This window comes from Streptomyces gilvosporeus (genome assembly GCF_002082195.1).
In the GTDB taxonomy this organism is placed as follows: domain Bacteria; phylum Actinomycetota; class Actinomycetes; order Streptomycetales; family Streptomycetaceae; genus Streptomyces; species Streptomyces gilvosporeus.
The window spans coordinates 1765001-1789322 of sequence record NZ_CP020569.1; the positions used below are offsets into that span (position 1 = coordinate 1765001).

Annotated in this window: 20 protein-coding genes (1 of these 20 only partly in view); 7 read left to right on the plus strand and 13 right to left on the minus strand. The window is 73.1% G+C overall.

Going from position 1 to position 24322, the window contains the following annotated elements; genetic code table 11:
- On the plus strand, positions 1 to 743 hold the 3' end of the coding sequence (ptsP, locus tag B1H19_RS07735) for a phosphoenolpyruvate--protein phosphotransferase (protein ID WP_083103877.1). Its footprint begins 928 nt before the window's first position; the window shows 743 of its 1671 coding nt (coding positions 929-1671); the start codon falls outside the window, past its left edge; the stop codon is at positions 741 to 743.
- Positions 744 to 829: 86 nt separating this feature from the next.
- On the opposite strand, the gene B1H19_RS07740 is transcribed toward ptsP, so the two are convergent.
- Positions 830 to 1762: a hypothetical protein gene (locus B1H19_RS07740; protein WP_083103878.1), complete on the minus strand. Its 933-nt coding sequence runs from the start codon at positions 1760 to 1762 to the stop codon at positions 830 to 832.
- Positions 1763 to 1878: 116 nt separating this feature from the next.
- On the minus strand, positions 1879 to 3912 hold the full coding sequence (locus tag B1H19_RS07745; RefSeq protein WP_083103879.1) for an acetoacetate--CoA ligase: 2034 nt from the start codon (positions 3910 to 3912) through the stop codon (positions 1879 to 1881).
- A 304-nt stretch (positions 3913 to 4216) separates the two neighbouring features.
- Between B1H19_RS07745 and B1H19_RS07750 the strand changes: the two genes are divergently transcribed.
- Together B1H19_RS07750 and B1H19_RS07755 are read left to right on the plus strand one after the other, a co-directional pair.
- Positions 4217 to 6595, plus strand: coding sequence for a glycoside hydrolase family 31 protein (locus B1H19_RS07750; protein WP_083103880.1), 2379 nt, complete (start codon positions 4217 to 4219; stop codon positions 6593 to 6595).
- A 47-nt stretch (positions 6596 to 6642) separates the two neighbouring features.
- Positions 6643 to 7479: a M15 family metallopeptidase gene (locus B1H19_RS07755; RefSeq protein WP_083103881.1), complete on the plus strand. Its 837-nt coding sequence runs from the start codon at positions 6643 to 6645 to the stop codon at positions 7477 to 7479.
- On the opposite strand, the gene B1H19_RS07760 is transcribed toward B1H19_RS07755, so the two are convergent.
- The 4 genes from B1H19_RS07760 to B1H19_RS07775 are packed head-to-tail and all read right to left on the minus strand — an operon-like array spanning position 7424 to position 11923.
- Positions 7424 to 8782 carry an adenylosuccinate synthetase gene (locus tag B1H19_RS07760; RefSeq protein WP_083103882.1) on the minus strand — a complete coding sequence of 453 codons (1359 nt, stop codon included), beginning with the start codon at positions 8780 to 8782 and terminating at the stop codon, positions 7424 to 7426. The two genes, B1H19_RS07755 and B1H19_RS07760, sit on opposite strands and share 56 nt — an antisense overlap.
- Positions 8783 to 8836: 54 nt before the next feature.
- Entirely contained in the window at positions 8837 to 9829 is a 993-nt protein-coding gene (locus B1H19_RS07765) for a hypothetical protein (RefSeq protein WP_083103883.1), read from the minus strand.
- 58 nt (positions 9830 to 9887) lie between these two features.
- Entirely contained in the window at positions 9888 to 10985 is a 1098-nt protein-coding gene (locus tag B1H19_RS07770) for a protein kinase family protein (RefSeq protein WP_083103884.1), read from the minus strand.
- On the minus strand, positions 10982 to 11923 hold the full coding sequence (locus tag B1H19_RS07775) for an NUDIX hydrolase (RefSeq protein WP_203237329.1): 942 nt from the start codon (positions 11921 to 11923) through the stop codon (positions 10982 to 10984). The genes B1H19_RS07770 and B1H19_RS07775 overlap by 4 nt, the downstream gene beginning before the upstream one ends.
- Positions 11924 to 12450: 527 nt before the next feature.
- Between B1H19_RS07775 and B1H19_RS07780 the strand changes: the two genes are divergently transcribed.
- The 3 genes from B1H19_RS07780 (at position 12451) to glpK (ending at position 16709) form a co-directional block, all read left to right on the plus strand.
- Positions 12451 to 14184: a GGDEF domain-containing protein gene (locus B1H19_RS07780; protein ID WP_083103886.1), complete on the plus strand. Its 1734-nt coding sequence runs from the start codon at positions 12451 to 12453 to the stop codon at positions 14182 to 14184.
- Positions 14185 to 14359: 175 nt separating this feature from the next.
- Positions 14360 to 15127 (plus strand): MIP/aquaporin family protein, encoded by a 768-nt coding sequence (locus tag B1H19_RS07785; RefSeq protein WP_083103887.1) that lies wholly within the window; start codon positions 14360 to 14362, stop codon positions 15125 to 15127.
- A 49-nt stretch (positions 15128 to 15176) separates the two neighbouring features.
- Positions 15177 to 16709, plus strand: coding sequence for a glycerol kinase GlpK (glpK, locus tag B1H19_RS07790; RefSeq protein WP_083103888.1), 1533 nt, complete (start codon positions 15177 to 15179; stop codon positions 16707 to 16709).
- A 67-nt stretch (positions 16710 to 16776) separates the two neighbouring features.
- Here glpK and B1H19_RS07795 read toward each other — a convergent pair whose 3' ends face one another.
- The 6 genes from B1H19_RS07795 to B1H19_RS07820 form a co-directional block, all read right to left on the minus strand.
- Positions 16777 to 17388 carry a GTP-binding protein gene (locus B1H19_RS07795; RefSeq protein WP_083103889.1) on the minus strand — a complete coding sequence of 204 codons (612 nt, stop codon included), beginning with the start codon at positions 17386 to 17388 and terminating at the stop codon, positions 16777 to 16779.
- Between the two features lie 182 nt (positions 17389 to 17570).
- On the minus strand, positions 17571 to 18206 hold the full coding sequence (locus B1H19_RS07800; protein ID WP_083103890.1) for a TetR/AcrR family transcriptional regulator: 636 nt from the start codon (positions 18204 to 18206) through the stop codon (positions 17571 to 17573).
- A gap of 64 nt (positions 18207 to 18270) precedes the next feature.
- Positions 18271 to 19140: an alpha/beta fold hydrolase gene (locus tag B1H19_RS07805; protein ID WP_083103891.1), complete on the minus strand. Its 870-nt coding sequence runs from the start codon at positions 19138 to 19140 to the stop codon at positions 18271 to 18273.
- 132 nt (positions 19141 to 19272) lie between these two features.
- Complete coding sequence (locus tag B1H19_RS07810; protein ID WP_083103892.1) at positions 19273 to 19686, minus strand: DUF742 domain-containing protein; 414 nt, start codon at positions 19684 to 19686, stop codon at positions 19273 to 19275.
- Between the two features lie 132 nt (positions 19687 to 19818).
- Positions 19819 to 20268, minus strand: coding sequence for a roadblock/LC7 domain-containing protein (locus tag B1H19_RS07815; protein WP_083103893.1), 450 nt, complete (start codon positions 20266 to 20268; stop codon positions 19819 to 19821).
- Positions 20265 to 23159 (minus strand): sensor histidine kinase, encoded by a 2895-nt coding sequence (locus B1H19_RS07820; protein WP_083103894.1) that lies wholly within the window; start codon positions 23157 to 23159, stop codon positions 20265 to 20267. The genes B1H19_RS07815 and B1H19_RS07820 overlap by 4 nt, the downstream gene beginning before the upstream one ends.
- Positions 23160 to 23422: 263 nt before the next feature.
- Between B1H19_RS07820 and B1H19_RS07825 the strand changes: the two genes are divergently transcribed.
- Complete coding sequence (locus B1H19_RS07825) at positions 23423 to 23917, plus strand: hypothetical protein (RefSeq protein WP_418361431.1); 495 nt, start codon at positions 23423 to 23425, stop codon at positions 23915 to 23917.
- Between the two features lie 10 nt (positions 23918 to 23927).
- Here B1H19_RS07825 and B1H19_RS07830 read toward each other — a convergent pair whose 3' ends face one another.
- Complete coding sequence (locus tag B1H19_RS07830) at positions 23928 to 24257, minus strand: bifunctional 3-phenylpropionate/cinnamic acid dioxygenase ferredoxin subunit (protein WP_083103896.1); 330 nt, start codon at positions 24255 to 24257, stop codon at positions 23928 to 23930.
- Between the last annotated feature and the right edge of the window lie 65 nt (positions 24258 to 24322).

Genomic DNA, 24322 nt, shown 5'->3' on the forward strand with positions numbered 1-24322 from the left:
ACCGCAAGGTGCTGGAGGCCTTCCCCGAGGGGCGGGTGGTCGTGCGGGTGCTGGATGCCGGTGCGGACAAGCCGCTGGACTTCCTCACGCCGGCCGATGAGCCGAACCCGGCGCTGGGTGTGCGGGGGCTGCGGACGCTGCTGGACCACCCGGATGTGCTGCGCACGCAGCTGGCCGCGCTGGCCAGGGCGGCCGAGGGGCTGCCGGTGTATCTCGAGGTCATGGCCCCGATGGTGGCGGACCGGATCGACGCCAGGGCGTTCGCGGATGCGTGCCGGGAGGCCGGACTTCAGGCGAAGTTCGGCGCGATGGTGGAGATTCCGTCCGCGGCTCTTCGGGCGCGGTCGATTCTGCAAGAGGTGGAGTTCCTTTCGCTGGGGACCAATGACCTGGCGCAGTACACCTTTGCGGCCGACCGTCAGGTGGGTGCGGTGTCGCGGTTGCAGGATCCGTGGCAGCCGGCGCTGCTGGATCTGGTGGCGGCTTCGGCCGAGGCCGCGAAGGCCGAGGGCAAGAGCTGTGGCGTCTGCGGTGAGGCGGCCTCCGATCCGCTGTTGGCGTGTGTGCTGACGGGGCTCGGTGTCACCAGCCTTTCGATGGGTGCGGCGTCGATTCCGTATGTGCGGGCGACGCTGGCGAAGCACACGCTGGCGCAGTGTGAGCGTGCGGCGGCCGCGGCGCGGGCCGCGGACACCGCCGATGATGCGCGGGCCGCTGCGCAGGCGGTGCTGTCCGGGGAGTAGCCCGGAAGCGGTGCCAGCAGTGACGCGATGGCCGTCCCGCCCCTGTGGCGGGGCGGCCATCTGCCGTCGGCGGGGGCTGTGGGCCGTCAGCGGTGGCGGTGTTCGTCCGGTGGGGGTGCGAGGGGCAGGCCGGGGGCGTAGTCGACGCCGTGCTCGGGGGCAATGGGCTCGCCGGTGTCGGCGTCGGTGCAGTAGGCGGCGAAGACCTCGGCTTCGGTGAGCGGGCTGGGCCAGCCGTCGCGCAGGCTCCAGCCGCGGACGATGGAGCGGGTGGTGGGCTCGCTGCCGGTGGTGTCGGCCGTATCGCCGGTGAGGGTGCGGGCGACGATGCCTCCGGGGGTGCGCAGGGCGATTCCCGCGGCGAGGACCGTGCAGAAGATGAGGGTTTCGGTTTCGGCGAGCCGGGGGCGTTCCGTTGCGTCGGCGGTGGTGTGCAGGACCGCCAGGAGGGGTGGGTCCCCGGCGGGGATGCTGCAGACGAGGTGGTGGGAGCCGTTGCCAAGGGCTTCGAGGAGTTGTCGGACGGCTTCGGTGGCACGGGCGAAGGCGGTGTGGCCGAGGTCGGCGCCGCAGTCCTCGCAGTGGCCGGCGCGGGCCAGCAGGGAGGATGCCTGGTTCCAGGTCGCCCGGCGGTCGGCTTCCTCGATGAGCAGCGGGAGGAGTTGGGTGAGGGGCTCGCCCTCGTAGGGCAAGGTCGGTCCGGTGCAGGCGAGTTCGGCGGTGTAGCGGGTGCGGCTGTCGGAGCGGTCCGGGTCCAGGGTGTGGTCGGCGCAGTATTGCTCGTAGGCGACCGGGTCGAAGAGGCTCAGGGTCGTGAGCACTCCCTGAGCGGCGAGGGTGCGCAGCACGGTCTCCATCTGCCGGAGGTAGCTGCGGTGGTCGTCGAACGGGAAGGTGCGGTAGCGGCGCATGGCCGCGAAGTCCCGTTCGTCGGCCAGGACGGCGGCGGTGGTGGGGAGTTCGCGGCGCAGTGTGCGGCGGGCGGCGGCCTGGTCGGAGTAGCGGGTGGTGGATGTCATGGTTCCCCCTCAGTGAGGTGCGTTGGTCGAACATCACTTGTCACTGAGAGTAAGCGGGGGGTCTGACAATGGCCGTCCGGCGCCCCGCGGCCGGGCGCCGGACACGGCCGGCCGGGCTACTTCGCGCGGTCGCGGGCCACCTTCTCGTAGAAGCGGAGGAGTTCGAGGTTGTCGACGGAGCCGGGGTTGACGGCCTTGTCGAGCGGGGTTCCCTGGAGGAGGCGTTTGACGGGGACCTCGATGCGCTTCCCGGTGAGGGTGTGGGGGACGCCGGGGGCCTCGATGATGTCGTCGGGGACGTGGCGCGGTGAGAGCTCTTCGCGGATGGTGCGCTTGATGCGGTCGCGCAGGGCGTCGTCGAGGGTGGCGCCGGGGGCGAGGTGGACGAACAGGGGCATCCAGTACCCGCCGTCGGGGAGTTCGAGGCCGATGACCAGGGATTCACGGATCTCGGGGAGGCGTTCGACGGCCTCGTAGATGTCGGCGGAGCCCATCCGGACGCCCTGGCGGTTGAGGGTGGAGTCGGAGCGGCCGTGGATGACGACGCTGCCGCGGGAGGTGACGGTGATCCAGTCGCCGTGCCGCCAGACGCCGGGGTACATGTCGAAGTAGCTGTCGTGGTAGCGGCTGCCGTCGGGGTCGTTCCAGAAGCGGATCGGCATGGACGGCATGGGCTGGGTGACGACGAGTTCGCCGACCTCTTCGGTGACGGGCGTGCCCTGGGGGTCCCACGCCTGGAGGTCGGTGCCCAGGCAGGGGGCCTGGAGTTCGCCGATGTGGACGGGGAGGGTGGGCACGGCGCCGGCGAAGCAGCTGCACACGTCGGTGCCGCCGCTGACGGACGCGGTCCACAGGTCGGCGCCGCTCTCCGCGAAGGCGTCGTGCAGCCAGCGGAAGCCGTCGGGCGGGAGCGGGGAGCCGGTGGTGGCGACGCAGGTGACGGCGGAGAGGTCGAGGTCGCGGGCGGGGTGGATGCCGGCCTTGCGGCAGGCCATGACGTAGGCGGCGGAGGTGCCGAAGACGGTGGCCCGGGTGGTCTCGGCGACCCGCCACTGGGCGGCGATGTCGGGGTGCCCGGGGCTGCCGTCGTAGAGCACGATCGTGGCGCCCACCAGGAGGCCGGCGACGAGGAAGTTCCACATCATCCAGCCGGTGGAGGTGTACCAGAAGAAGCGGTCGTCGGGGCCGAGGTCGCAGTGCAGGCCGGTCTGCTTGAGGTGTTCGAGGAGGATGCCGCCCTGGGACTGGACGAGGGCCTTGGGCAGGCCGGTGGTGCCGGAGGAGTACAGGACCCAGAGGGGGTGGTCGAAGGGGACCTGTTCGTAGACCGGCGGTTCGGTGCTTCCCGTGGTCAGGTCCGACCAGTTCAGGGCGCCTTCGGGGGCGGGGGTGCCGAGCAGGGGGATGTGGACGACGGCGCGCAGGGTCGGCAGTTCGGCGCGGAGTTCGGTGACGGTGTCCCGGCGGTCGTGTTCCTTGCCGCCGTAGCGGTAGCCGTCGACGGTGAACAGGACGACCGGTTCGATCTGCTGGAAGCGGTCCAGGACGCTGCGGGCGCCGAAGTCGGGGGCGCAGGAGGTCCATACGGCGCCGACCGCGGCGCTGGCCAGGAGGGCGACGACGGCCTGGGGGATGTTGGGGACGTAGCCGCTGACGCGGTCGCCGGGGCGGACGCCGAGGCGGCGCAGTGCGGCGGCCAGCGCGGCGACCTGGGCGCGCAGATCGGCCCAGGTGACGGGGGTGGGTTCGTGGGTCTCGTCGACGTACAGGAGCGCCGGGGTGTCGGCGCGGGCCGGGTCCTCGGCGGCGCGCAGGGCGTGTTCGGCGTAGTTGAGGGTGGCGCCGGGGAACCATCGGGCGCCGGGCATCGTTCGGTCGGCGAGGACGGTGTCGTAGGCGGCGGTGAAGCGGACGTCGAACCATTCGGCGGTGGCCCGCCAGAAGGCGGCGAGATCGTCGACGGACCAGCGGTGCAGGTCGGCGTAGCTCGCGGCGGGGTCGCCAGGGGTGGGCGCGGGCGCGCCGTGGTGCCGGGCCGCCCAGGTGTGGAAGCGGGTGATCTGCGCGCCGGCGATGCGGTCCGGGCCGGGCTGCCAGAGGGGCTGTGGCTGCGGTTCCGGCCGGTCGTCGGACTGCGGTGCGGTGGTCATGATGCGGCTCCCGGGCGATACGCGTCGTGTGCGTCGGTCGCGCACGGCCCCGGTGGCCTGAGGGTGGGGCGTGCGGGACGCGGCTTGCCTGGACCTTGCCATGTGATCGACTTGTGCACCAGGGCGGACCGCACATTCGGGGATGGCGGCCACCGCCGGGGGGCGGTGACCACCGTGGCGGCCGGTGGTATCAGGCCATCGGCGTCCGGTCCGTGAGCGTGAAGATGGCCGAACGGGAACCGCGCAGGTGAACGGCAGTTGAACGGGGCCCGCACGGCGGGGCGTCGATGGCAGGCTGGCCTGCATGGATGGGCGGGAACTGGTGCGGTCGGTACGGGTGGTCAGGACGGTCGGGCCGGTACAGGGGCTGCGGTCGGTGCGTGCGGCGTGGCGGCGGCGCAGAGCGGATGCGCGGGCGTTCGGGCGGCAGGAGGCGGAGCGGGCGCGGGTCCCGGGGACGGCGACGCGTGCGGAGCCGCGGCCGGGCGGCGGGCTGATCCGCTTCGCGCGGTCGTCGCTGCGGGTGCGGGTGGCGGCCGGCGGCGCGGTGTTCTGCGGCTGGGACGGCGCCGGGCCGGAGCCGTCGTATGCGCTGGCGGGGGCGTGTCCGGAGGCGGACCCGAGGGCGGTGCTGGAGCCGGACACGGAGGGCGGCTGGCGGGTCGTCTCGGAGCGGGTGCTGGTGGCGGTGTCCCGGCACGGTGCCGTCGAGGTGCGGACCCCGGGGGGTGTGACGCTGCGCAGGGAGCTGCCGCCGCGCTGGTGGGACCGTACGGGCCCGGGGGACGCGCCACCGGAGGGCGGCGGGGCCTCACGGTGGGTGCAGCGTTCGGAGGTCGCGGCCGATGCGCGGGTCTTCGGGCTGGGCGGCCGGGCGGGCGGGCCGCGGCTGCGGGACGGTACCTACCGGCTGTGGAACACCGATCCGGGCGGCGCCTTCGGGCCCGGCGACGATCCGCTGTCGCTGACCATGCCGGTGCAGGTGGTGGTGGCGGATGCAGGGACGCATCTGATCTTCCACGACAACTCGTGGGACGGCCGGGTGACGCTGCGCGAGGGCACCGAGGGGGCGGGCTCCGGGCACGACCGGCCGGGGACCTGTGAGGTGCGGATGGACGGCGGGCCGCTGCGCTACTGGGTGCTGCTCGGTGCCCCGTCGCGGGTGCTGCAGGGGTGGACGGCGCTGACCGGCGCGCCCGCGCTGCCGCCCCGGTGGGCGCTGCGGTATCAGCACGCCCGGTGGGGCTTCGGCAGCCAGGAGGAGGTGCGCCGGGTGGTGGCCGGCTACCGGGAGCGCGAACTGCCGCTGTCGGCCGTCCACTTGGACATCGACCATTTCGACGGCCACCGGGTCTTCACCGTTGACCGGGAGCAGTTCCCGGATCTGCCGGGGCTGGCGCGGGAGCTGCGCGCGGACGGGGTGCGGCTGGTGTCGATCGTCGATCCGGCGGTCAAGGCGCAGCCGGGGGATGCGGTGTACGAGGGCGGGGCGGCGGCCGACGCCTTCGTACGGGACGCCTCGGGCCATACGGTGCGCGGGGTGGTGTGGCCGGGCGAGTCGGTGTACCCGGACTTCACCGATGCGCGGGTGCGCAAGTGGTGGGGCGGGCTGTACGCGGAGCGTCTGGCGCAGGGCTTTTCGGGGTTCTGGCACGACATGAACGAGCCGGTGTCCTTCACGGTGTTCGGGGATCCGACGCTGCCCCGTTCGGCGCGGCACGCCGTGGAGGGGCGCGGTGGCGACCACCGGGAGGCGCACAACGTCTACGGGCTGGCGATGGCGCGGGCCGGATACGAGGGGCTGTGCGAACTGCGGCCCGAGGAGCGGCCGTTCCTGTTCTCCCGGTCGGGCTGGGCGGGCCTGCAACGCTACGGCGGCACCTGGTCGGGCGATGTGGCCACGGGCTGGCCGGGGCTGCGGGCCTCGCTGTCGCTGGTGCTGGGGCTGGGGTTGTGCGGGGTGCCCTACAGCGGCCCCGATATCGGCGGGTTCTCCGGGGAGCCGTCCCCGGAGCTGTATCTGCGGTGGTTCCAACTGGGCGCGTATCTGCCGCTGTTCCGTACCCATTCGGCGGTCTCGGCCGGGCGGCGGGAGCCGTGGGAGTTCGGGAGCGAGGTGCTGGAGCACGCCCGGACGGCGCTGAGCGAGCGGGAGCGGCTGCTGCCGTACTTCCACACGCTGGGGCAGTTGGCTCGGTTGACGGGGGCGCCCTATGTCCGGCCGGTGTGGTGGAACGCGCCGCGGGACCGGGAACTGCGGGACTGTGAGGATGCGTTCCTCCTGGGGGACGGGCTGCTGGTGGCGCCGGTGCTGGAGGAGGGTGTGAGGCGGCGGGCGGTGCGGCTGCCGCGCGGCCGGTGGTACGACACCGCCACCGGGCGCGCGTACGACGGTCCCGGCCAGGTGGTGGTGGAGGCGCCGCTGTCGCGGATCCCGGTTCTGGCGCGGGGCGGGGCGGTGCTCCCGGTGACGGGTGCGGACGGGGCGACGGAGCTGGAGGTGTGGGCTCCGGGGGCCGGTCGGCGGGGCGGCGGCGTGGTGGTGCCGGATGCCGGGGACGGCTGGCGGCGCCCGGAGGTGGAGCGGTTCACCTCGGTGCTGGAGGACGGCGCGGTGGTCGTGGCGCGGCAGAACGGGGGTGCGGTGGGGTATCCGGTGCGGGTGCGCGGAGTGGATGCCTGAATCCACAGGTCTTTCGCCGGGGGCTGCGCGGCTGGTAGATCAGGGTCATGTTGAGACTTGCCGCCGCGCTGCGCGGCCTCGCCGTCGCTGCCGCCGCCCTGCTGACCGTCACCGTCTTACCTTCGGGCGCTTCGGCGGGGACCGCACCGTCCCCGCCTTCGTCCGCGTCCCCGGCCTCGTCTCCGGTCTCGTTTCCGTCGGCGAGACCCAAGGCGTTCGTTGCGCTACGGGAGGTGGACCCCACCATCCTCCAGGAGATGCGGTACTTCACCCCGCACAATTTCACGGGCGTACCGGTGGACGGCTACCGCCGGCCGACCTGCCTGCTGACGCGGGACGCGGCGCGGGCGCTGCATCGTGCCCAGCGCTCCTTCCTGAGGCGCGGGTTCTCCCTCAAGGTCTACGACTGCTACCGCCCGCAGCGCGCCGTGGACCAGTTCGTCCGGTGGGCCAAGGACCTCGGCGACCAGCGGATGAAGGCGGAGTTCTATCCGCGGGTGGACAAGACGAGGCTGTTCGACGACGGCTATATCGCCGCCAAGTCCGGTCACAGCAGGGGCAGCACCCTCGATGTGACGCTGGTGCGGCTGCCGGCCGTGCCCACCCGCCCGTATGTGCCCGGTGAGCCGCTGACGCCGTGCTATGGGCCGAAGGCCGACCGTTTCCCGGACAATTCCCTTGATATGGGGACCGGCTTCGACTGCTTCGACACCCTGGCGCACACCCTCGATCCGCGAATACACGGGAAGCAGCGCGCGAACCGGCTGCTGCTCAAGAAGGGGCTGGAGCGGGCCGGGTTCGTCAATCTCCCGGAGGAGTGGTGGCACTTCACCTTCCAGCCGGAGACGTTTCCGGACACCTATTTCGACTTCCCGGTGGAATGAGCTCGGCGGCCGCACGGCTTCCGCCGCCCCCGTAGACCTTGTCCGCCGTCGTCGGCCCGTACGACTCCATGAGCACCGGGGCGGACAGGGCCTCGGTGAGGGCCTCGGTCCAGGTGTGCGGGTCGCGGCCCGGTGACTGCGCGGCATCCGGACGGGCCGTCAACAGGACGTCGGTGAGCCGCTGTTGGCGGTCCAGGTCGCCGGGTGCGTCGGCGGCGGCCGGTATGCGGGACATCGGGCCGCCGTCGGCGGTGTGGTAGCCGCGGACGATGCCCAGGCCGGAGTGGCGGGACGGGGCGTCGAGGTGGGTGACGGCCAGCCCGTCCACTCCCCCGCAGACCTCCACCGCGTACCGGTGCGCGGGCGCGTCGAAGTGCCCCGCCCGGAAGGCGCCCTGCCAGCGCCCGTGCCCGTTGTGCGGTTCGGGGAGGGAGGCGGTGAGGGCGGGGTCCTCGGTGACGAGGGGGCCGGGGCCGTGCCGGGTGGTGTAGGTCCGTACGACGCCCAGGCGGAGCGCGGCGCCGTGCGGCCGGTCCGCCTCCGCCAGGAGGGTCTCCGCGCCCTCGAAGGTGGTGGTCGACCAGGTGGTGTACGGGTGGAAGCCGTACCACTCGTCGAGCAGGACGCCCTGGGCGCCTTCGAAGACGACGGGGCCGCGGCGCAGCAGCCGGGGCAGATACCGCTCGTCCACCAGCGTGACCTGTCCGGCGAAGGCGGCGAAGGCGTCCAGGCAGGCATCGACGGGCGGGGCGCCGAGCGGGCCGAGCTCATCGGTGAGCCGGTCGCGGAGCAGGGTGAGTTTGCGGCGCAGTTCCGTACGGGAGGCGGCGTCGCCCGCCGTCGGGGCGTCGGCGGGATGGGCCAGGGCGTAGGCGGCGGTTTCGCCGATGCCCATGCCGCAGGAGCCGTGCCGGGCGGTGCCGCGGGCGCGTTCGCGGGCCTGGTTGGCGGCGGCGTGGTACGGGGTGGTGAGCAGGGCGCGACGGTCGACGGTGAGCAGGGCGAGCGGGGCCGGGACGCCGAGCCCGGCCAGATGGCGGGCCTCGGCGGCGAGCGCCAGCGGGTCGACCAGCATCAGCCGGGAGAGATGGGTGGCGACCCCGCTGAAGGTGCCGGAGCCGAACTGGGCGAAGGTGTGATGGCGGCCGTCGGCGGTGACGACGTTGTGCGCGGCCTGGGCGCCGCCGTTGAAGCGGACCACCGCCGTGACCGGCTCCGCGCCCGGCGGGCGGGCGCAGAGCCGGTCGACGACGGTGCCCTTGCCGGCGTCGCCGTAGCCGAGATCGACCACGATGGTGTGCATGAACGGTCCTATGGGCGGTTGCGGTCCCGACAAGCGGCAGGCGCGTACGGTCACTTACAGGCGGATGGTGCCGCTCGCCCCGGGGACATCGTCGAGCAGGGGCGCGGAGGACCGGGCCACCGTGCCGCTCCCCTGGCCCAGGGTGGCCAGCGCCTTGCCGACGGCGGCGCCCGCGTCGGAGCCGATGTCCGCCAGGTCGTCCAGTCCGGAGGCGAGGTCGATGGCCTCCTCGCCGAGGCCGACGGTCAGCGCGATGGTCTCGCAGACGGCGCCGAGGTCGTCCAGTTCGATGACGTTCTGGCCGAGCAGCTTGCGCCAGGTGCCCAGGACGTCGGCGTTGCCGACGTGGGCGGCGCCGGCCGGGACGATGAAGTAGACGTCGAACGTGCGTTGGACCTCGGCCAGGATGGCGGCGGTCGGGATGTCCTCGCCGATCTCGTCGCCGAAGACCTCGCGTACCTCACGGGCCTTGACCTTGCCGTAGGGCATCTCGTCGCCGATCAGGAAGAGATAGCCGCGGCGGCCGCGGCGTTCGTGGCAGTCGATGCTGGTGTGGCGGGCCATGGCGTAGAGCGCGAGCTCGTAGGACTCGGTGAGCTGACCTCCTCCGCCGCCCTCCAGGAGGATGTTGCCGAGGTCGTCGTCCATGCGGTTGTCGGATTCGAACTGGCCGAGCTGGAGCGGGACCCGGTCGCAGGTGGCGTCGCCGACCGCGCCGAAGAGGATCTGCGGATGCTCGGTGTACCCCTTGCGCAGCAGCAGGCCGAACAGCTCGGGCAGTTTGGTCTGGAGGACGCGCGGGACGGTGCGCATGGATCCGGTCACGTCGAAGACGACGGAGAGGGCCAGGGAGGTGGGGTGTTCGTCGGAGTCGCGGCTCTCGCGGACGGTGAGGCCCTTGGGGTCGAGCGAGGGGTGCGCGGCCCAGGTGTGGCGCGGTGCCGAGGCGGTGAGGCGGTCGCTGTAGTCGAAGGCGCTGGTGCCGGAGGCGGCGCGGTAGTCTTCCGCGGCGCCGTAGACGGTGGTGGACCAGTTTCCGCTGCCCATGGTGATTCCCCCGGTTGGTGAGTGTGGATGGCAGGTAGGTGTGCTGAGTGCCGGCGGGTTACGGCCCCGGGGCCGCTGCCGGCATGGTGAACGGGCGGAAGGTGCGCGGCCCGTAGAGGCGGTCGAGGAGTTCGTCGAGCTCGGCCAGCAGCCGCCAGGCGTCGTGCGGGCGGCGGGCCTCGGCGGGGAGGGTGCAGCCGCGCAGGAAGGCGCGCATCGACGGTGGGGTGCGGTCGCCCATCAGGGCGGCCAGGGTGCGGGACGCCAGATGGATGTCGGTGGCCTCGGTCGCCGGGCGGCGGCCGGTGACCTCGGGCGGATAGCTGTCGCGGTGGCGTTCGACGAGCGCGGGGACGCGGTCGCCGAGGGCGGTGCTGTAGCACCAGTCGACGAGGACGAGGCCGTGCCGTTCGGGGTGGATGAGGACGTGGTCGGGCAGGACGGCGCCGTGCACCAGGCCGGTGCGGTGCGCCCAGCCGAGGGCGACCAGCAGGCGGCGCCACATCCAGGCGGCGTCGCGCGGGTCGAGCCCGTCGGTGTGGGCGGCCCGCACCTCCGCGAGGCTGTACCAACCCTCCATCCTGGCAAGGCAGTTGACGCGACGCTCGACACCGCTGTCCGGGTCGCGATGACGGAAGGATTCCATGAGGCGGGGCGCATAGACGCGGTGGCGTGCCGCCCCGCGCCGGGCCAGTCGGTTCAGGGCCCGCGCCTCACGTTCCATCAGGTCGTTGTCGGTGACCGCCCGCGGGATCTTCAGCAGGGCGCGGTGCCGGGTGCCGTCGTGGTCGTACGACGCCGCGCGGAGGACGGCGAGGTCGCCGGAGGACACGACCGGCCCGAGGGTGTAGGTGCGGTGGCGGGTGGTGAGTGTGGTGGCCGTGCGGCGCCGCCAGAGGGTTTCGAGTCGGGCGAACTCGGCCTCGGCACCGGCGCGTTCGGGCTCAGGGACGGTGTCCGGGTGCAGCAGGCGGGCGAGTCGGCGGTGCAGACGGACGGCCGCGGCGTCGTCGGCGGGGAAGAGGTCGGCGGGCGTACGGGCGGCGGCGAGGGCGGCACGGGCGGCCGGACGGGTGCCGGGAGCAGCGGCAACCGGTCGCTCCCCGGCCTGCCGGTCCCCCTCCCCCGGTATCCCACCCCTCGGTATCCCGCTCATCGGACGCTGTCCTCGCGGTCGGGCCGCAGCAGCGCCGGGTGCAGGAGCCGGGCGTCGCCCGCGCGGTAGAGGCGGGCACGGGGGCCGCCGCGGGCTCCCCCGCGGGCGGCGGTCGACCCGGTGGACTCGACGAACCCGGGGACCGAGAGCACCTTGCGGTGGAAGTTCCCGGCGTGCAGCGGGCTGCCCCAGATCGCCTCGTAGACGCCGCGCAGTTCGACGATGGTGAATTCCTCGCCGAGGAACGCCGTTGCCAGCGGGGTGTATTCGAGTTTGGCGCGGGCCCGGTCGAGGCCGTCGGCGACGATCCGCGCATGGTCGAAGGCGAGCGGGAGGGCCCCGCTGCCGGGCGCCGGGTGCGGGTCGTCGGGCCGGGGCACGGAATCACCCCCGTCGATCCCGTGCCCCGGACCCTGCTCTGGGGGACGCGGGCCGGCCGCGTCCGGTTCGGCGGGATCGGGAGTATCGCCCACAGCGAAGCCCCGTTCGACGCCCTGTGCGAAGCCCCCCGCCGGACCCGTGTCCCGCTCCCCGCCCCCGAGCCGCAGCCCGTCGACCGGGATCCAGGCCGCCGCCGAGGCATCGCTGCCGCCCCGCGCCTCGGGGAGGTCGGGCGCGAAGGCCAGGTAGGCGACGGTGACGACGGGCATCCGCGGATCGCGGCCGGGATCGCCGTACGAGCCCAGCTGCTCCAGGTGCACCCGCCCCAGCTGGGTGGCGTCCAGCCCGGTCTCCTCGGCCAGTTCGCGGGCCGCCGCCGCATCGAGCGACTCCCGCCCGGCCCGGACGAAGCCGCCGGGCAGCGCCCAGGCGCCCTGGAACGGCCGACCGCCACGCTCCACGAGCAGGATGTGCAGCCGTCCCTGACGCAGCGTCAGCACGACGATGTCCACGGTCACGGCGATGGCCGGGAAGTCACGCGGGTCGTACGCCGCCAGGAAGGCGGCGTCGCCGCCGTCACCTCTCCCCCGCTGCGCGCCCATGACCGCCTCGCTCTCCCATGTTGTTCTCACTTCGAGTCTTTCTCGAAGTGAGAACAATGTACCACCCGTCCGCTGCGCTTTGCCTGGGCCGACGTTTTGGCTTTCTCACCGTTGCGCCTGCGGCGGGCGGGGGTTGTTTGTCGGCCGCGGTGCCGCCCCTGCGGACTTCGTCCTCCGGCGCGGCCCCTCCCGACGGTGGGGGGGTGAAAGGCCGGTGGTCCACCCCCACCGTCTTTCTCCACCCCCAACGGGGAGGTACCGGACCGTAGCGGCGAAGCCGTGTAGGGCCGGTGCCGCTGCCGAACAGCCCCGCGCCAGCGGCAACGCCCGCCGCAGGCGCAACGGCGAGAACACACCGCGGCGCCGCAGACAAAAACGTGGGGCCCAGGCAAAGCGCAGCGGACGGGCAGACAAAAACGTGCGGCCCATGAACAGTCGGTGAACCAGGCGCCGTTGGGCCCCGAGGGCGGCATGCTGGCGCCGTGCCTGCCTGGACGGACCAGCTTCGCTTCGCTTTTCAACCCGTCGTGAACCTCGCGACCGGCTCAGTCGCCGCACTGGAGATACTCGCCCGCCCCGAGGACGGCGAGATGGATGTCCTGGGCTCCGCGCACCGCTGCCCCGATCTGGACGCCGAGCTGGCGGCGCTGGCCGTACGGGCCGCGGCGCGCCAGGAGACGATGCTGCCCCTGCATGTGAACGTCTTCGCCGCGACGGTCGCCGAACTGCCGTCGCTGACGTCCCTGGGCAAGGCCGTACGGGACGTGGGGCGTCGGCCCTGGGAGATCACGCTGGACGTCGGGGGGCCGTTCACCCATGTCCCGCACCGCTCGCTCCTGGAGGCGGTGCGGGGTCTGCGCGACGAGGGCTACCGGATCTGCGCGGACGGGGTCGGGGACGGCGATCTGCCGCTGCGGCTGCTCGGCGAGCTCGTGCCGGACCTCGTCAAACTCGACCGGTCGCTGTGCACCGGGCTCGCCGACGACCGGGGGCGGCGGGCCGCGGTGACCGCGATGCGGCAGCTGTGCGAGCAGACGGGCGGGCTGCTGGCGATCGAGGGCGTGGAGACCGAGCGGCAGTATGCGGCGGCGCGGGAGGCGGGGGTGCAGTTGGCGCAGGGCCATCTCTTCGCGCCGCCCGCCCGGCGCGCGTCCGCCGAGGTGTATCTGCCGCCCGAACGCCCGCCGGCGACGCGCGGCCCGGTGCCCGGGGGCCTGCCGTCGGGGCCGCCCGTCACCCAGTTCCTCCAGCCCGCCGCGCTGCTGCCGATGTCCGCTTCCGCGGACGCGGTGCGCAGCCATCTCACCGGGTTTCCGGCGGTGTCGGGAGTGCTGCTGGTGGATACCGACGGGGTGCCGGTGCGGGCGATCGACCGCGACCGGTTCCTGCTGTCGCTCTCCGGGCGCTACGGACATGCGCTGTACGCCGACCGTCCGGCGCTACGGCTGGCGGACCGGCCGCGGACGGTGGGGGCCGGCGCCACCGCCTGGGAGGTGCTGGATGTGATCGCCGACGGGGAGCGCGACCGGACGGGCGACGATGTGGCGGTGGTCGACGAGCGGGGCCGGTGCATGGGGGTGGTGCATCTCGCCGACATCCTGCGGGCGCTGGCCGAGAGCCGGGTGGAGGAGGCGGCGCGGCTCAATCCGCTGACCCGGCTGCCCGGTTCGGATGCGGTCAACGGCGAGGTGGACCGGCGGATCGCCGAGGGCCGGGCGTTCGCGCTGAGCTGGCTGGACGTGGACGGTTTCAAGCAGGTCAACGACGGCGCCGGGTTTGCCGCGGGCGATGAGCTGATCCGCTCGGTGGGGCGGGCGCTGGCGGAGGTGGCGGCGCGCGAGCCGACCGCCCGGGTGGGGCACATCGGCGGCGACGACTTCCTGGTGCTGGCCGGTTCCGAGGGTCCGGGGCCGTTCGCCGAGGCGGTGCTGGACGTGCCGTGGTCGGCGGGCGGGCGGCCGGTGACGCTGTCGCTGGCGACGGTGGACTGCCCGCCGGGCAGCGTCCGTGACCACGGCGAGGCGGCGGCCGCGCTCGCGCCGTTGAAGAAGGCCGCCAAGGCGCTGCCCGGGGCGAGCTGGGTGGTCGGCCGGCCGGGCTCGCAGCGTACGGAGGTCCGGCGCGGGGCCGTGGGACGGGTGCGGGGACCGGTCGCCCCCTGCGGCCCGACCAGCGCGGGCACGGCCGGGACGGAGGGCGTACGGAGCCGTCTGTAACACCGTTACAGCGCGCCGCCCGGCCCGCCCCCGGGCCCCTCCGCGTACCCGGCTGACCGCCCAATTCCCGCTCCTGTGGGCGGCCTTGACGCCCCTTCACCCGGGGTGAACACTTCCCGTGCCTGCACGGAGGACCGGACCGGGGGTCGCCCCGGGCGAGGGCCAAGGAGCCGCCATGTATTCCAATGGGGACATCTTCGTCGGTGAAGTGATCGGCACGGCGATCCTGATCCTGTTCGGTGCGGGGGTGTGTGCCGCCGTCACCCTGCACTACTCGAAAGCGAGATCCGCCGGCTGGGTGGTGATCGCGTTCGGCTGGGGTCTGGGCGTACTGGCGGGGGCCTATACCGCCGCACCGCTGTCCGGCGGACATCTCAACCCCGCGGTCACGGTCGGCTCGGCGGTCGCCGGCGGCACGGCGTGGTCGAAGGTGCCGCTGTACGTCCTGGCGCAGATGGTCGGCGCGCTGCTCGGAGCCGTACTGGCCTGGGCGCTGTACTACGCGCAGTTCGCCGCCAACTCCGAGCGGGACAAGGCCCAGCCGACGGTGGGGATCTTCGCCACGGGCCCGGAGATCCGCAATCCGGCCGCCAACCTGGTGTCCGAGATCATCGCCACCGTCGGCCTGGTGCTGCCGCTGCTGTTCTTCGGCCAGAACAAGGGCATCGGCGTCGGCCAGATACCCGGCGCCCGGGCCGGTGTCTACGGCTCCGGGATCAATGTGCTGCTGGTCGCGCTGCTGGTCGTCGGCATCGGGCTCTCGCTCGGCGGTCCCACCGGCTATGCCATCAACCCCGCCCGCGACCTGGGCCCGCGGATCGCGCACGCGTTGCTGCCGATCCCCAACAAGGGCTCGTCCGACTGGAGTTACGCCTGGATCCCGGTGGCCGGTCCGCTGATCGGCGCGGTGCTCTCGGGCCTTGTGTACCACGCCGCGTTCTGACCCACGGCCCTGCCCACACCCAGACCAGGACCCCAGGAGGCGTGACGGTATGACGGCACACAGCGAGAAGAGCGAGAAGTACGTCGCCGCGATCGACCAGGGCACCACATCGAGCCGCTGCATCATCTTCAACCACGACGGGGCGATCGTCGCCGTCGACCAGCGCGAACACCGGCAGATCTTTCCGCAGCCGGGCTGGGTGGAGCACGACGCCACCGAGATCTGGAACAAGGTGCAGGCCGTGGTCGCGGGCGCGCTGACCAAGGCGGGGCTACGCGCGGACCAGCTGAGCGCGCTGGGCATCACCAACCAGCGCGAGACCACGGTCCTGTGGGACCGGACCACCGGCCGGCCGGTGCACCACGCCCTCGTCTGGCAGGACACCCGTACCGCCGCCCTGTGCACCGAGCTGGGCGGCACGGACGGCCAGGACCGCTTCCGGGAGGCCACCGGACTGCCGCTGGCCAGCTACTTCTCCGGGCCCAAGGCGGCCTGGCTGCTGGACGCGATACCGGGGCTGCGCGGGCGCGCCGAACGCGGTGAGATCGCGTTCGGCACCATCGACTCCTGGCTGATCTGGAACCTCACCGGCGGCGTCGACGGCGGGGTGCACGTCACGGACGTCACCAACGCCGGCCGCACCATGCTGATGAACCTGAGCACCCTCCAGTGGGACCCGGCGATCCTGTCGGCCATGGGGATCCCGGAGGCGATGCTGCCGCAGATCCGGTCGTCGGCCGAGGTGTACGGGACGGCCGTGGGACAGCTGCACGGCGTGCCGGTGGCGTCCGCGCTGGGCGACCAGCAGGCGGCGGTGTTCGGGCAGACCTGTTACGGCGTCGGCGAGGCCAAGAACACCTACGGCACCGGCTCGTTCCTGCTGCTCAACACCGGTGGTCGCCCGGTGGCGTCGAAGAACGGGCTGCTGACGACGATGGGCTATCAGCTCGGCGGCGAGGCGCCGGTCTACTGCCTGGAGGGCTCCATCGCGATCACCGGCGCGCTGGTGCAGTGGCTGCGCGACCAGCTCGGCATCATCGCGTCGGCGGCCGAGATCGAACCGCTGGCGGCGAGCGTCCCGGACAACGGCGGCGCCTATGTCGTCCCGGCGTTCTCGGGCCTGTTCGCGCCGTACTGGCGCTCCGACGCCCGCGGGGTGATCACCGGGCTCACCGGTTTCGTCACCAAGGCGCATCTGGCGCGCGCCGTTCTGGAGGCGACCAGCTGGCAGACCCGCGAGGTCGTGGACGCCATGTACCAGGACTCGGGCGTACGGATCACCCGGCTCAAAGTGGACGGCGGAATGACCGCCAACGGCCTGCTGATGCAGCATCAGGCGGACGTCCTGGACGTGCCGGTGATCCGCCCGGTGGTCTCGGAGACGACGTGTCTGGGCGCGGCGTACGCGGCGGGGCTGGCGACCGGCGTATGGCAGGACCTGGACGAGCTGACGGCCCACTGGAAACAGGACGCCGAGTGGTCCCCGCGGATGGACGGGCAGACCCGGGAGCGGGAGTACGGCAACTGGCGCAAGGCCGTGGAGCGCAGCTTCGGGTGGCTGCCCGACGGTACGCAGTCGTAGACAGCTCGGGGCAGACGTGCGGCCCGCACCCCGGACGGCGGGGTACGGGCCGCACTTCCGCGCCCTGTCAGGGAAGCGCGGGCTCCCGGCTCCGGGGGCCTAGCCGCATGGCGTGCTCGACGACGGAGATCAGCACATCCCGCGCCGATCCCTTCTGCCGTGCGTCGCACAGCACCACCGGGACCTCGGTGTCCAGGTCCAGGGCGTCGCGGACGGCCTCGACGGGGTAGCGCTCGGCGCCGTCGAAGCAGTTGACGGCGACCGTGAAGGGCAGCGAGCGCCGCTCGAAGTAGTCGATGGCGCCGAAGCAGTCCGTCAGGCGGCGGGTGTCGGCCAGCACCACCGCGCCCAGGGCGCCGCGTGCCAGCTCGTCCCACAGGAACCAGAACCGGTCCTGGCCGGGGGTGCCGAAGAGGTAGAGGACCAGTTCCTCGTTGAGGGTGATCCGGCCGAAGTCCATGGCGACCGTGGTGGTGGTCTTGCTCTCCACCCCCGCCAGGTCGTCGATGGGCCGACCCGCCTCGGTCAGCCGCTCCTCGGTGCGCAGCGGTTTGATCTCGCTGACGGCGCCCACCAGGGTGGTCTTGCCGACGCCGAAGCCGCCCGCGACCAGGATCTTGAGCGTCATCGGGTCGACGGCCGCGGACCGGCAGTGGCGCTCAGCACGCCCGAAGGCCATGGAATTCGTCTCCTGAATTGCCGTGTGTGCGGGCCGGAACCGGTGCATGTCCGGCCTGCCCGGAAGCGGTACGGCACACCGGTGGCGGCCGCAGGGGAACGGTACAACGTAGGCCGCGTGGCGCCCACTTGAGATGCGTCACCTTCCGGACAGGGTGTCAGCCGCGGGCCGCCGACCGGGAGTCAGCGCGGGGCGAGCGCCGCGGGCCGGTCGAGCATGCCCAGGAAACGGACGAAGCTGGACTCCACGAAGGCGCACAGCTCGTCACGGCCGTCGTCCCCGGACTTTTCACCGCCGCCCGCCTCCCCCGTCGGCCAGCTGATGACGGCCTCCTCGGCGAAGGCCATCCAGGCCCGGGTGGCCGGTTCCAGTCGGGGCGCGTCCGGCATGCCCAGCCGCCGCCGGCCCTCGCGCACCCGGCGGGCGAGCGTTTCGCGGGTCTCGTCCAGGATGTCGGTCACCGCGGGATGGCTGCCCGCGGCGCCCCGGACCAGGGCCAGATAGACCTGACGGTGCGTCATGACGTAGCTGACGAAGCCGGCGATGAACGCCCGTATCCAGGGGACGGGTGCCAGCGCGGGGTCCGGTGCGGTGGCGGCCGTGAAGCGGTCGCACTCCGCGCGGACGACGGCGCGGAAGAAGTCGCGTTTGGAGTCGAAGTAGTGGAAGAGCAGTCCGCGGGAGATACCGGCCCGGCGGGCGACCTCGTCGGTGGACAGCTCGTCCAGGGAGCGCTCGGCGAGCATCTCCAGACCGATGCCGACCAGCTGTTCCCTGCGCTGCTCGGGGGTGAGACGGGTGATCCGCTTGCCGGACATGCCCGCAGTGTACGGGGACCGGCCGGGCCTGAACGGTCGCGGTGCGGCCCGGCCCGGCCGCCCGTCAGGCGTACGTCTCCAGGTGATCGAGGATCTTCGGCGTGACCAGACCGGGGACCTCTTCGGGCAGCCAGTGGCTGGCGCCCGCCAGCTCCTCGAAGGTGTACGGGCCGTCCACCCACTCGCCGGTGGATTCGGCCGCGACGCGCCCCAGGGCGACGTCCTCGCTGCCCCACAGGAAGAGGGTGGGCACGGCGATCCGGCCCGCGGGGACGGAGATCACCGAGGCGGGCGCCCGGTACCAGTTGAGGGTGGCGGTCAGCGCGCCCGGCTCGGCGAGCCGGCGGACGTTGTCCTCGACGAGGTGTGCCGGGACCTTGCCCCCGTACGCGGCGCGCAGCCGGGCGGCGTCGTCGGCCAGCAGGGCCGCCTCCGCGGCGTGGTCGTCGCTGCGGAAGAAGCGGACGTAGTCGAGGCGGTGGTGCTGTTCGGGGTCGTCGGCGGCGGCGCGGTTGAGGGCCTCGGGGTGCGGGGTGGCCAGGACGGACAGCGACCTGAGCCGCTCGGGGTGGGCGCCGGCCAGCGCCCAGGCGACCATGCCGCCCCAGTCGTGCGAGACGAGGTGGAAGCGGTCCGCGCCCTGGGAGTCGGCGAAGGCGAGGGCGTCGGCGACGAGTTCGGGCACGGCGTAGTCGGCGATCCCCGAGGGGCGGGCGCCCGGGGAGTAGCCGCGCTGGTCGACGGCGACGGCGCGGTAGCCGGCCGCGCCCAGGGCGGGCAGCACCGCGCTCCAGGAGTCGGCGAACTCGGGCCAGCCGTGCAGCAGCAGGACGAGATCGCCGTCGGCCGGTCCGGCCGCCAGGGCGTCGTAGGTGTGCGGGCCGACCCGGAGCTCCAGGCGTTCGAAGGGGGCCGGTGTCGTTTCCGTGTCCATGACGGCGCTCTCCTTGTGCTGCGGTCGGCGCTCGTGGCGTGATCGGCGCAGCGCTCGTACTGACAGGTGATCAACAGATACCGTAGACCCGTGTTGAGCATTGCTCAACGAGCCCGCCCCGTGACCCCCGCCTCACAGCGCCCGCAGTCCGTCGATCACCTCGCGCAGCACCCGCTCGTCCGGCAGTTCGGCGGGCGGGACGGGGCGGCTGACGTGCACCAGCTCCGCGTCCAGCAGATCGCCGATGAGGACCCGCACCACGCCCACCGGAAGGTCGAGTCCGGCCGCCAGCTCGGCGACCGAGAGCGGCGCCCGGCGGCACAGCTCCACGATCTCGACATGCTCGGGGGACAGCAGCTGGTCGGCCACCGCCTGCTCGGCGCGGCTCTCGGCGATCACCTGCGCGATCAGATCCAGCCGCCCCTCGGCGGTCGTACGGGTGCGCCCACGGGTCATCGCGTACGGGCGGACGACCGGACCCGCTTCGTCGTCGAACCAACGGGCCGCGCCCCGCTCCGGTACGGCACGGCCCTCCTGATCACTCATGCCGAGACCTCGCTACGCTCGGCCCCGCATGCGCGAGGCGCGCACCTGCCTCTGATGAGCTCGCTGCGCTCGCTCATGGCGTCACCGTCGTTGTCCGTCGTGTTCCGTTGCCTTCCGTCGTCGCCGTCCCGCTCAGCGCGCCGGACCCGACCGGCGCGCGGTGCCCAGATGCGTACCGACGCGCTTGACCAGCAGCGTCATCTCGTAGGCGATCAGCCCCACGTCGGAGTCGGCATCGGCCAGGACGGCCAGGCAGCTGCCGTCGCCGGCCGCGCTGACGAACAGGAACGCATCGTCCAGCTCGACCAGCGTCTGGCGCACCCGGCCCGCGTCGAAATGCCGGCCCACGCCCTTGGCCAGGCTGTGGAAGCCGGAGGCGACCGCGGCCAGATGTTCGCCGTCCTCGCGGGTGAGGTCCTTGGAGGCCCCCGTGGCCAGCCCGTCGCTGGAGAGGATCAATGCCTTGCGGATCGAGCCGACCCGCTCGACCAACTCGTCCAGGAGCCAGTTCAGTTCGCCGGCGCCGTTCCCCGCGCCCCCCAACGCCGACGCGATGGACGCTGCTGCCTTCGATACGGTCATGGACCGTCCCCTCCCGTTGTGTTTCCTGCTGCTGTGCCGCCACCGTCGTCGCCGTCCCGCGCTGCGGGGTCGCGGCCGGTCCGGGTGCGGTGGGCGTTCTCGTCGCCGGCCGGGGCGCCGGCTCCCGGCCGGTCCGCGGGTGCGGCATCGGCCGTGAGGTCCTCGGCGTCGCGGCGGCCGCGCTGCCAGCCGCGCTGGAGCGAGGCCATCCGGGCCCGTACGGCCTCGGCGTCGCGGTCGTCGTCGGGCTCCTCGGCCGGGTGCGGCGCGTCCTGCGGCTCGGGGGCCTGCTTGAGCTGCGGGGCGAGGCTGGCCTGGCGTACCCGGCGGGGCAGCCCGCCCGGCGCCGGCCTGGCGGGGGCGTCGGGCGCGCCGGGGGTGTCCCCCGCGGTCGCCTCCCCGTCGGGTCCGGGACGCTTCTCACCGCCGCGCGCCTCGCTCCCGCGGGTCCGGCTCTGGTGGGTCTCGCCCCCGCGGGTGTCGTCGGCGTGCGCGTCGTCCCCGTGCGTGTCGCCTCCGTGCGCCGACGCGCCGTCCACCGTCCGGCCGTGGTCGGAGACCAGTACCGGCGGCTTGCGGCGGCGGGGCAGCGGGGTGAGGCCGCCGGGGGCCTGGTCGCGGGTCTGCTGGTGCTGTTCGCCGTCCGGGACCGCCGCGATACCGGGCGGGGCGGCCGGGGAGGCGGTCGGCCCGGTCGGCCGGGCGGCCGGGCCGCGGCGGTCGCGATCGTGCTCGCGGTCCCTTCCCCCGTCGCGCTCCCGCCCGCGTTCCCGCCCCCGGAAGACGCTGTCCGGGTCGTCGTCCAGGGGGCCGAGCTCGTCCAGGCCGAGCGGCGCCTCCAGTTCGACCGGGCCGTCGACGACCCGCGGGGTACGGCCCTTCGGGAGCGCCTTCGCGCCCTGGGAGAGCGCGGCCAACTTGCCCGCGGCGTGCTCCAGTTCGTTGCCGCCGCCGTCCGCCGGGCCCAGGGCTCCGGTGTCCTCGCGGCCGCCCTCGGAGGCCTCGGTCAGGATCGCGCCGGGGATGAAGACCACCGCGGTGGTGCCGCCGTACGGCGAGGTCTGGAGGCCGACCCGCACCCCGTGGCGCCGGGCGAGCCGGCTGACCACGAAGAGCCCGAGCCGGTCGGTGTCGGACAGCTCGAACTCGGCGGTCTCGGCGAGCCGGAGATTGCAGTCCAGCAGGACGTCGGGGGCCATGCCCAGGCCGCGGTCGTGGATTTCGAGGGTGAAGCCGTTGGAGACCCGGTCGCCCAGGACCTGGACGGCGGTGTGCGGCGGGGAGAAGACGGTGGCGTTCTCCAGGAGTTCGGCGATCAGGTGGGTGAGGTCGGAGACGGCGGGGCCGTCAACCGCGAGCCGCGGCAGGCGGCGTACCTCGATCCGCTCATAGTCCTCGACCTCGGCGACCGCCGCGCGGACCACGTCCATCAGCTGGATGGGTTTGCGCCACTGCCGGGCGGGGGCGGCGCCGGAGAGGATGACCAGGCCCTCGGCGTGCCGCCGCATGCGGGTGGTGAGGTGGTCGAGGCGGAAGAGGTCGGCGAGTTCGTCGGTGTCCTCGGTGCGCCGCTCCATGGCGTCCAGCAGAGTCAGCTGGCGGTGCAGCAGGACCTGGCTGCGGCGGGCGAGATTGACGAACACCTCGGAGACGCCGCGGCGCATATCGGCCTGTTTGACGGCCGCTTCGACGGCGGCCCGCTGGAGGGTGTTGAGCGCCTGGCCGACCTGGCCCGTCTCGTCCGGGCCGAATTCCAGCCGAGGTGCCTCGGTCTCCACATCGACCTGTTCCCCGGCCGCCAGCCGGCGCATCACGCTCGGCAGCCGCACCCCGGAGACCTCGTGCGCGGCCTTGCGCAGCCGGGTGAGGTCCTTGACGTGCCGGCTGCCGATGCGCAGCGAGACGATGACGGAGACCAGCAGCGCGACGAAGCCGAGGACACCGGCGACGGCGGCCTTGAGGACGACCCGGGTCGCATACGGCTCGACCCGCCGCTGGTAGCGGTCGCCGGCGTCCTTGCCCATCCGGGTGAGGTCGTCGAGCACCTTGTCCGCGGCGGCGTTCCAGCGTTCGGCGTTGACGGCCTGCGGGGCCCGCCGGGCGCCCGCCGCGAGGGCCGCTTCCTCGTACGAGGTCACCTCGCGGGCCCGGGCCGAGCGCCAGTAGTCCTCGTAGATCCCGCGGTCCCTGAAGGGCAGGAGGGTGAGGTTGGTGCCGTAGAGGATGCGGCGTTCGGCGATGCGGTCGGCGAACATCCGCAGATCGTGCCGGGTCATGCTGCCGGAGGAGAGCGCCGCGGACATCAGCGCGTCCTCCCGGGAGAACGCCTCGCGGGCGCGGGTGATCTGCACCAGCGCGCGGGCCTGTTCGTCCAGCTCCACGCTGTCCAGGGAGTTGAGGGAGGCGAGGAAGTCATAGGTGGGGTCGACCATGGAGTCGTACGCCTCCAGGGCCTCGTCGCTGCTGACGGTGTTGTCCTCGACCTGTTTGCGCAGGTCGGACAGGCCCGCCAGGCTCTTGACGACGGACTGCGCCCGGCCGGCGACCGCACCGTGGATTTCGTCGAGGACCTCGGGGTCGTGGGCATTGCCCTTGAGGCGGACGACGGCCCGGTCGGTGGCCCGCTCCTCCTGCCGCAGGCGGGGCAGGGCGTCGGCGCCGCGCCGGTCCGCCAGATACAGCAGACTCTGGCGGCGCTCGCGCTGGAGGGCCTGGACGACGCCCTCGGCCGGATAACCGACCCGCTGCATGACGTTGGCGACTTCGAGCAGCTGGTTGGCCTCGCGTCCGGTGAGATACGTCGCGAACGTCCACATGGCCGTCAGGGACACCAGCGGTACGAGCAGCAACGCCACGATCTTCCGGCGGATGGACTTCCCGCGAAAGCGCATGGCCTCCCCTACGTCAACCCCGGCGCGCGGGGGCGGTGTTCCGTCAACAAACGGCGTGAGCCTACTACTGACGAGTGACCAATCCGAAGGCCTGTCCGGGCGTTGGGGCGACGGGGCACGGCCGGGTCGTCGCGAGCGGTCCGCCGATCTGCCGCCAACCGGCCCGTGACCAGGGGTCTTCGCCACCGCACGGGCAGTGACCGGCGATCCGGGCGGATGGCCGGATTTCCCCTACCCCCGGGAACGGCTCGCCGGGACGGTGCGTGACGATATACGGGGACGGGGTGCGACCCTGGCGGCATGTACCCGGCGAAACCCGGGCAGCCACCGAAGAGTCGGACAGGCGGGGAGAGTACGGGGAGTGTGACGCTTTCATGGACACCGGCAGACACCCGTTGTGGGCGGAGGAGCCCCGGCCCCGGCGCCGGATGCCCGATCCGATGCGCACGGCCGCGGTGCGCGCCGTCATCATCGTCGCGATCACGCTGATTCAGGCCATGGTGGCGTTCCTGTGCACACTGGCGGGTTCCTGGCTTGCGTTCCCGGCGGTGCTCGGCACGGTCGCCAGCACCGTGGTAGCGACCTGGGGGGTGCTGGATGTGTGGGTGACCCGCCAGGTGTGGGAGCAGCGCCACGGGGTGCAGTCACAGCCGAGCAGTACGGCACGGGAGCTGCGCCGCGAGCGGCGGCGGGCGCGCCGGGCGGCGGCGCGGGAACCGCGGGAGGATTCCGCACGGATCGACCGCGCCGCCGCCTGAGCAGCGGGTTTCAGGCCAGCGCGTCCTCCCGTACGGCGGGCCGCACATGGATCATTCCGTCCACGACGCCGACCTCGTGGGTGCGCACGGGCCGGCGGGCGGGCGGACAGGTCGGCGCTCCGGTGCGCAGGTCGAACAGCGCCGCATGCAGCGGGCATTCGACGAAGCAGCCCTCGGCCCAGCCCTCGGAGAGCGAGGCGTCCTGGTGGCTGCAGGTGTCGTCGACGGCGTAGAGGCCGCTCTCGGTGTGGAAGACGGCGATGGCAGGTGTGGTGTCGTCGATCTCGATCCGTACGGACTCACCCTCGGGCAGGTCCTCGATGCGGCAGACGGGAATCATCTGGCCCCCCTCGCGCTGATCGGTATCATGGCGTTGTGAATGACGCATCGCTGAGCGCGATGCGC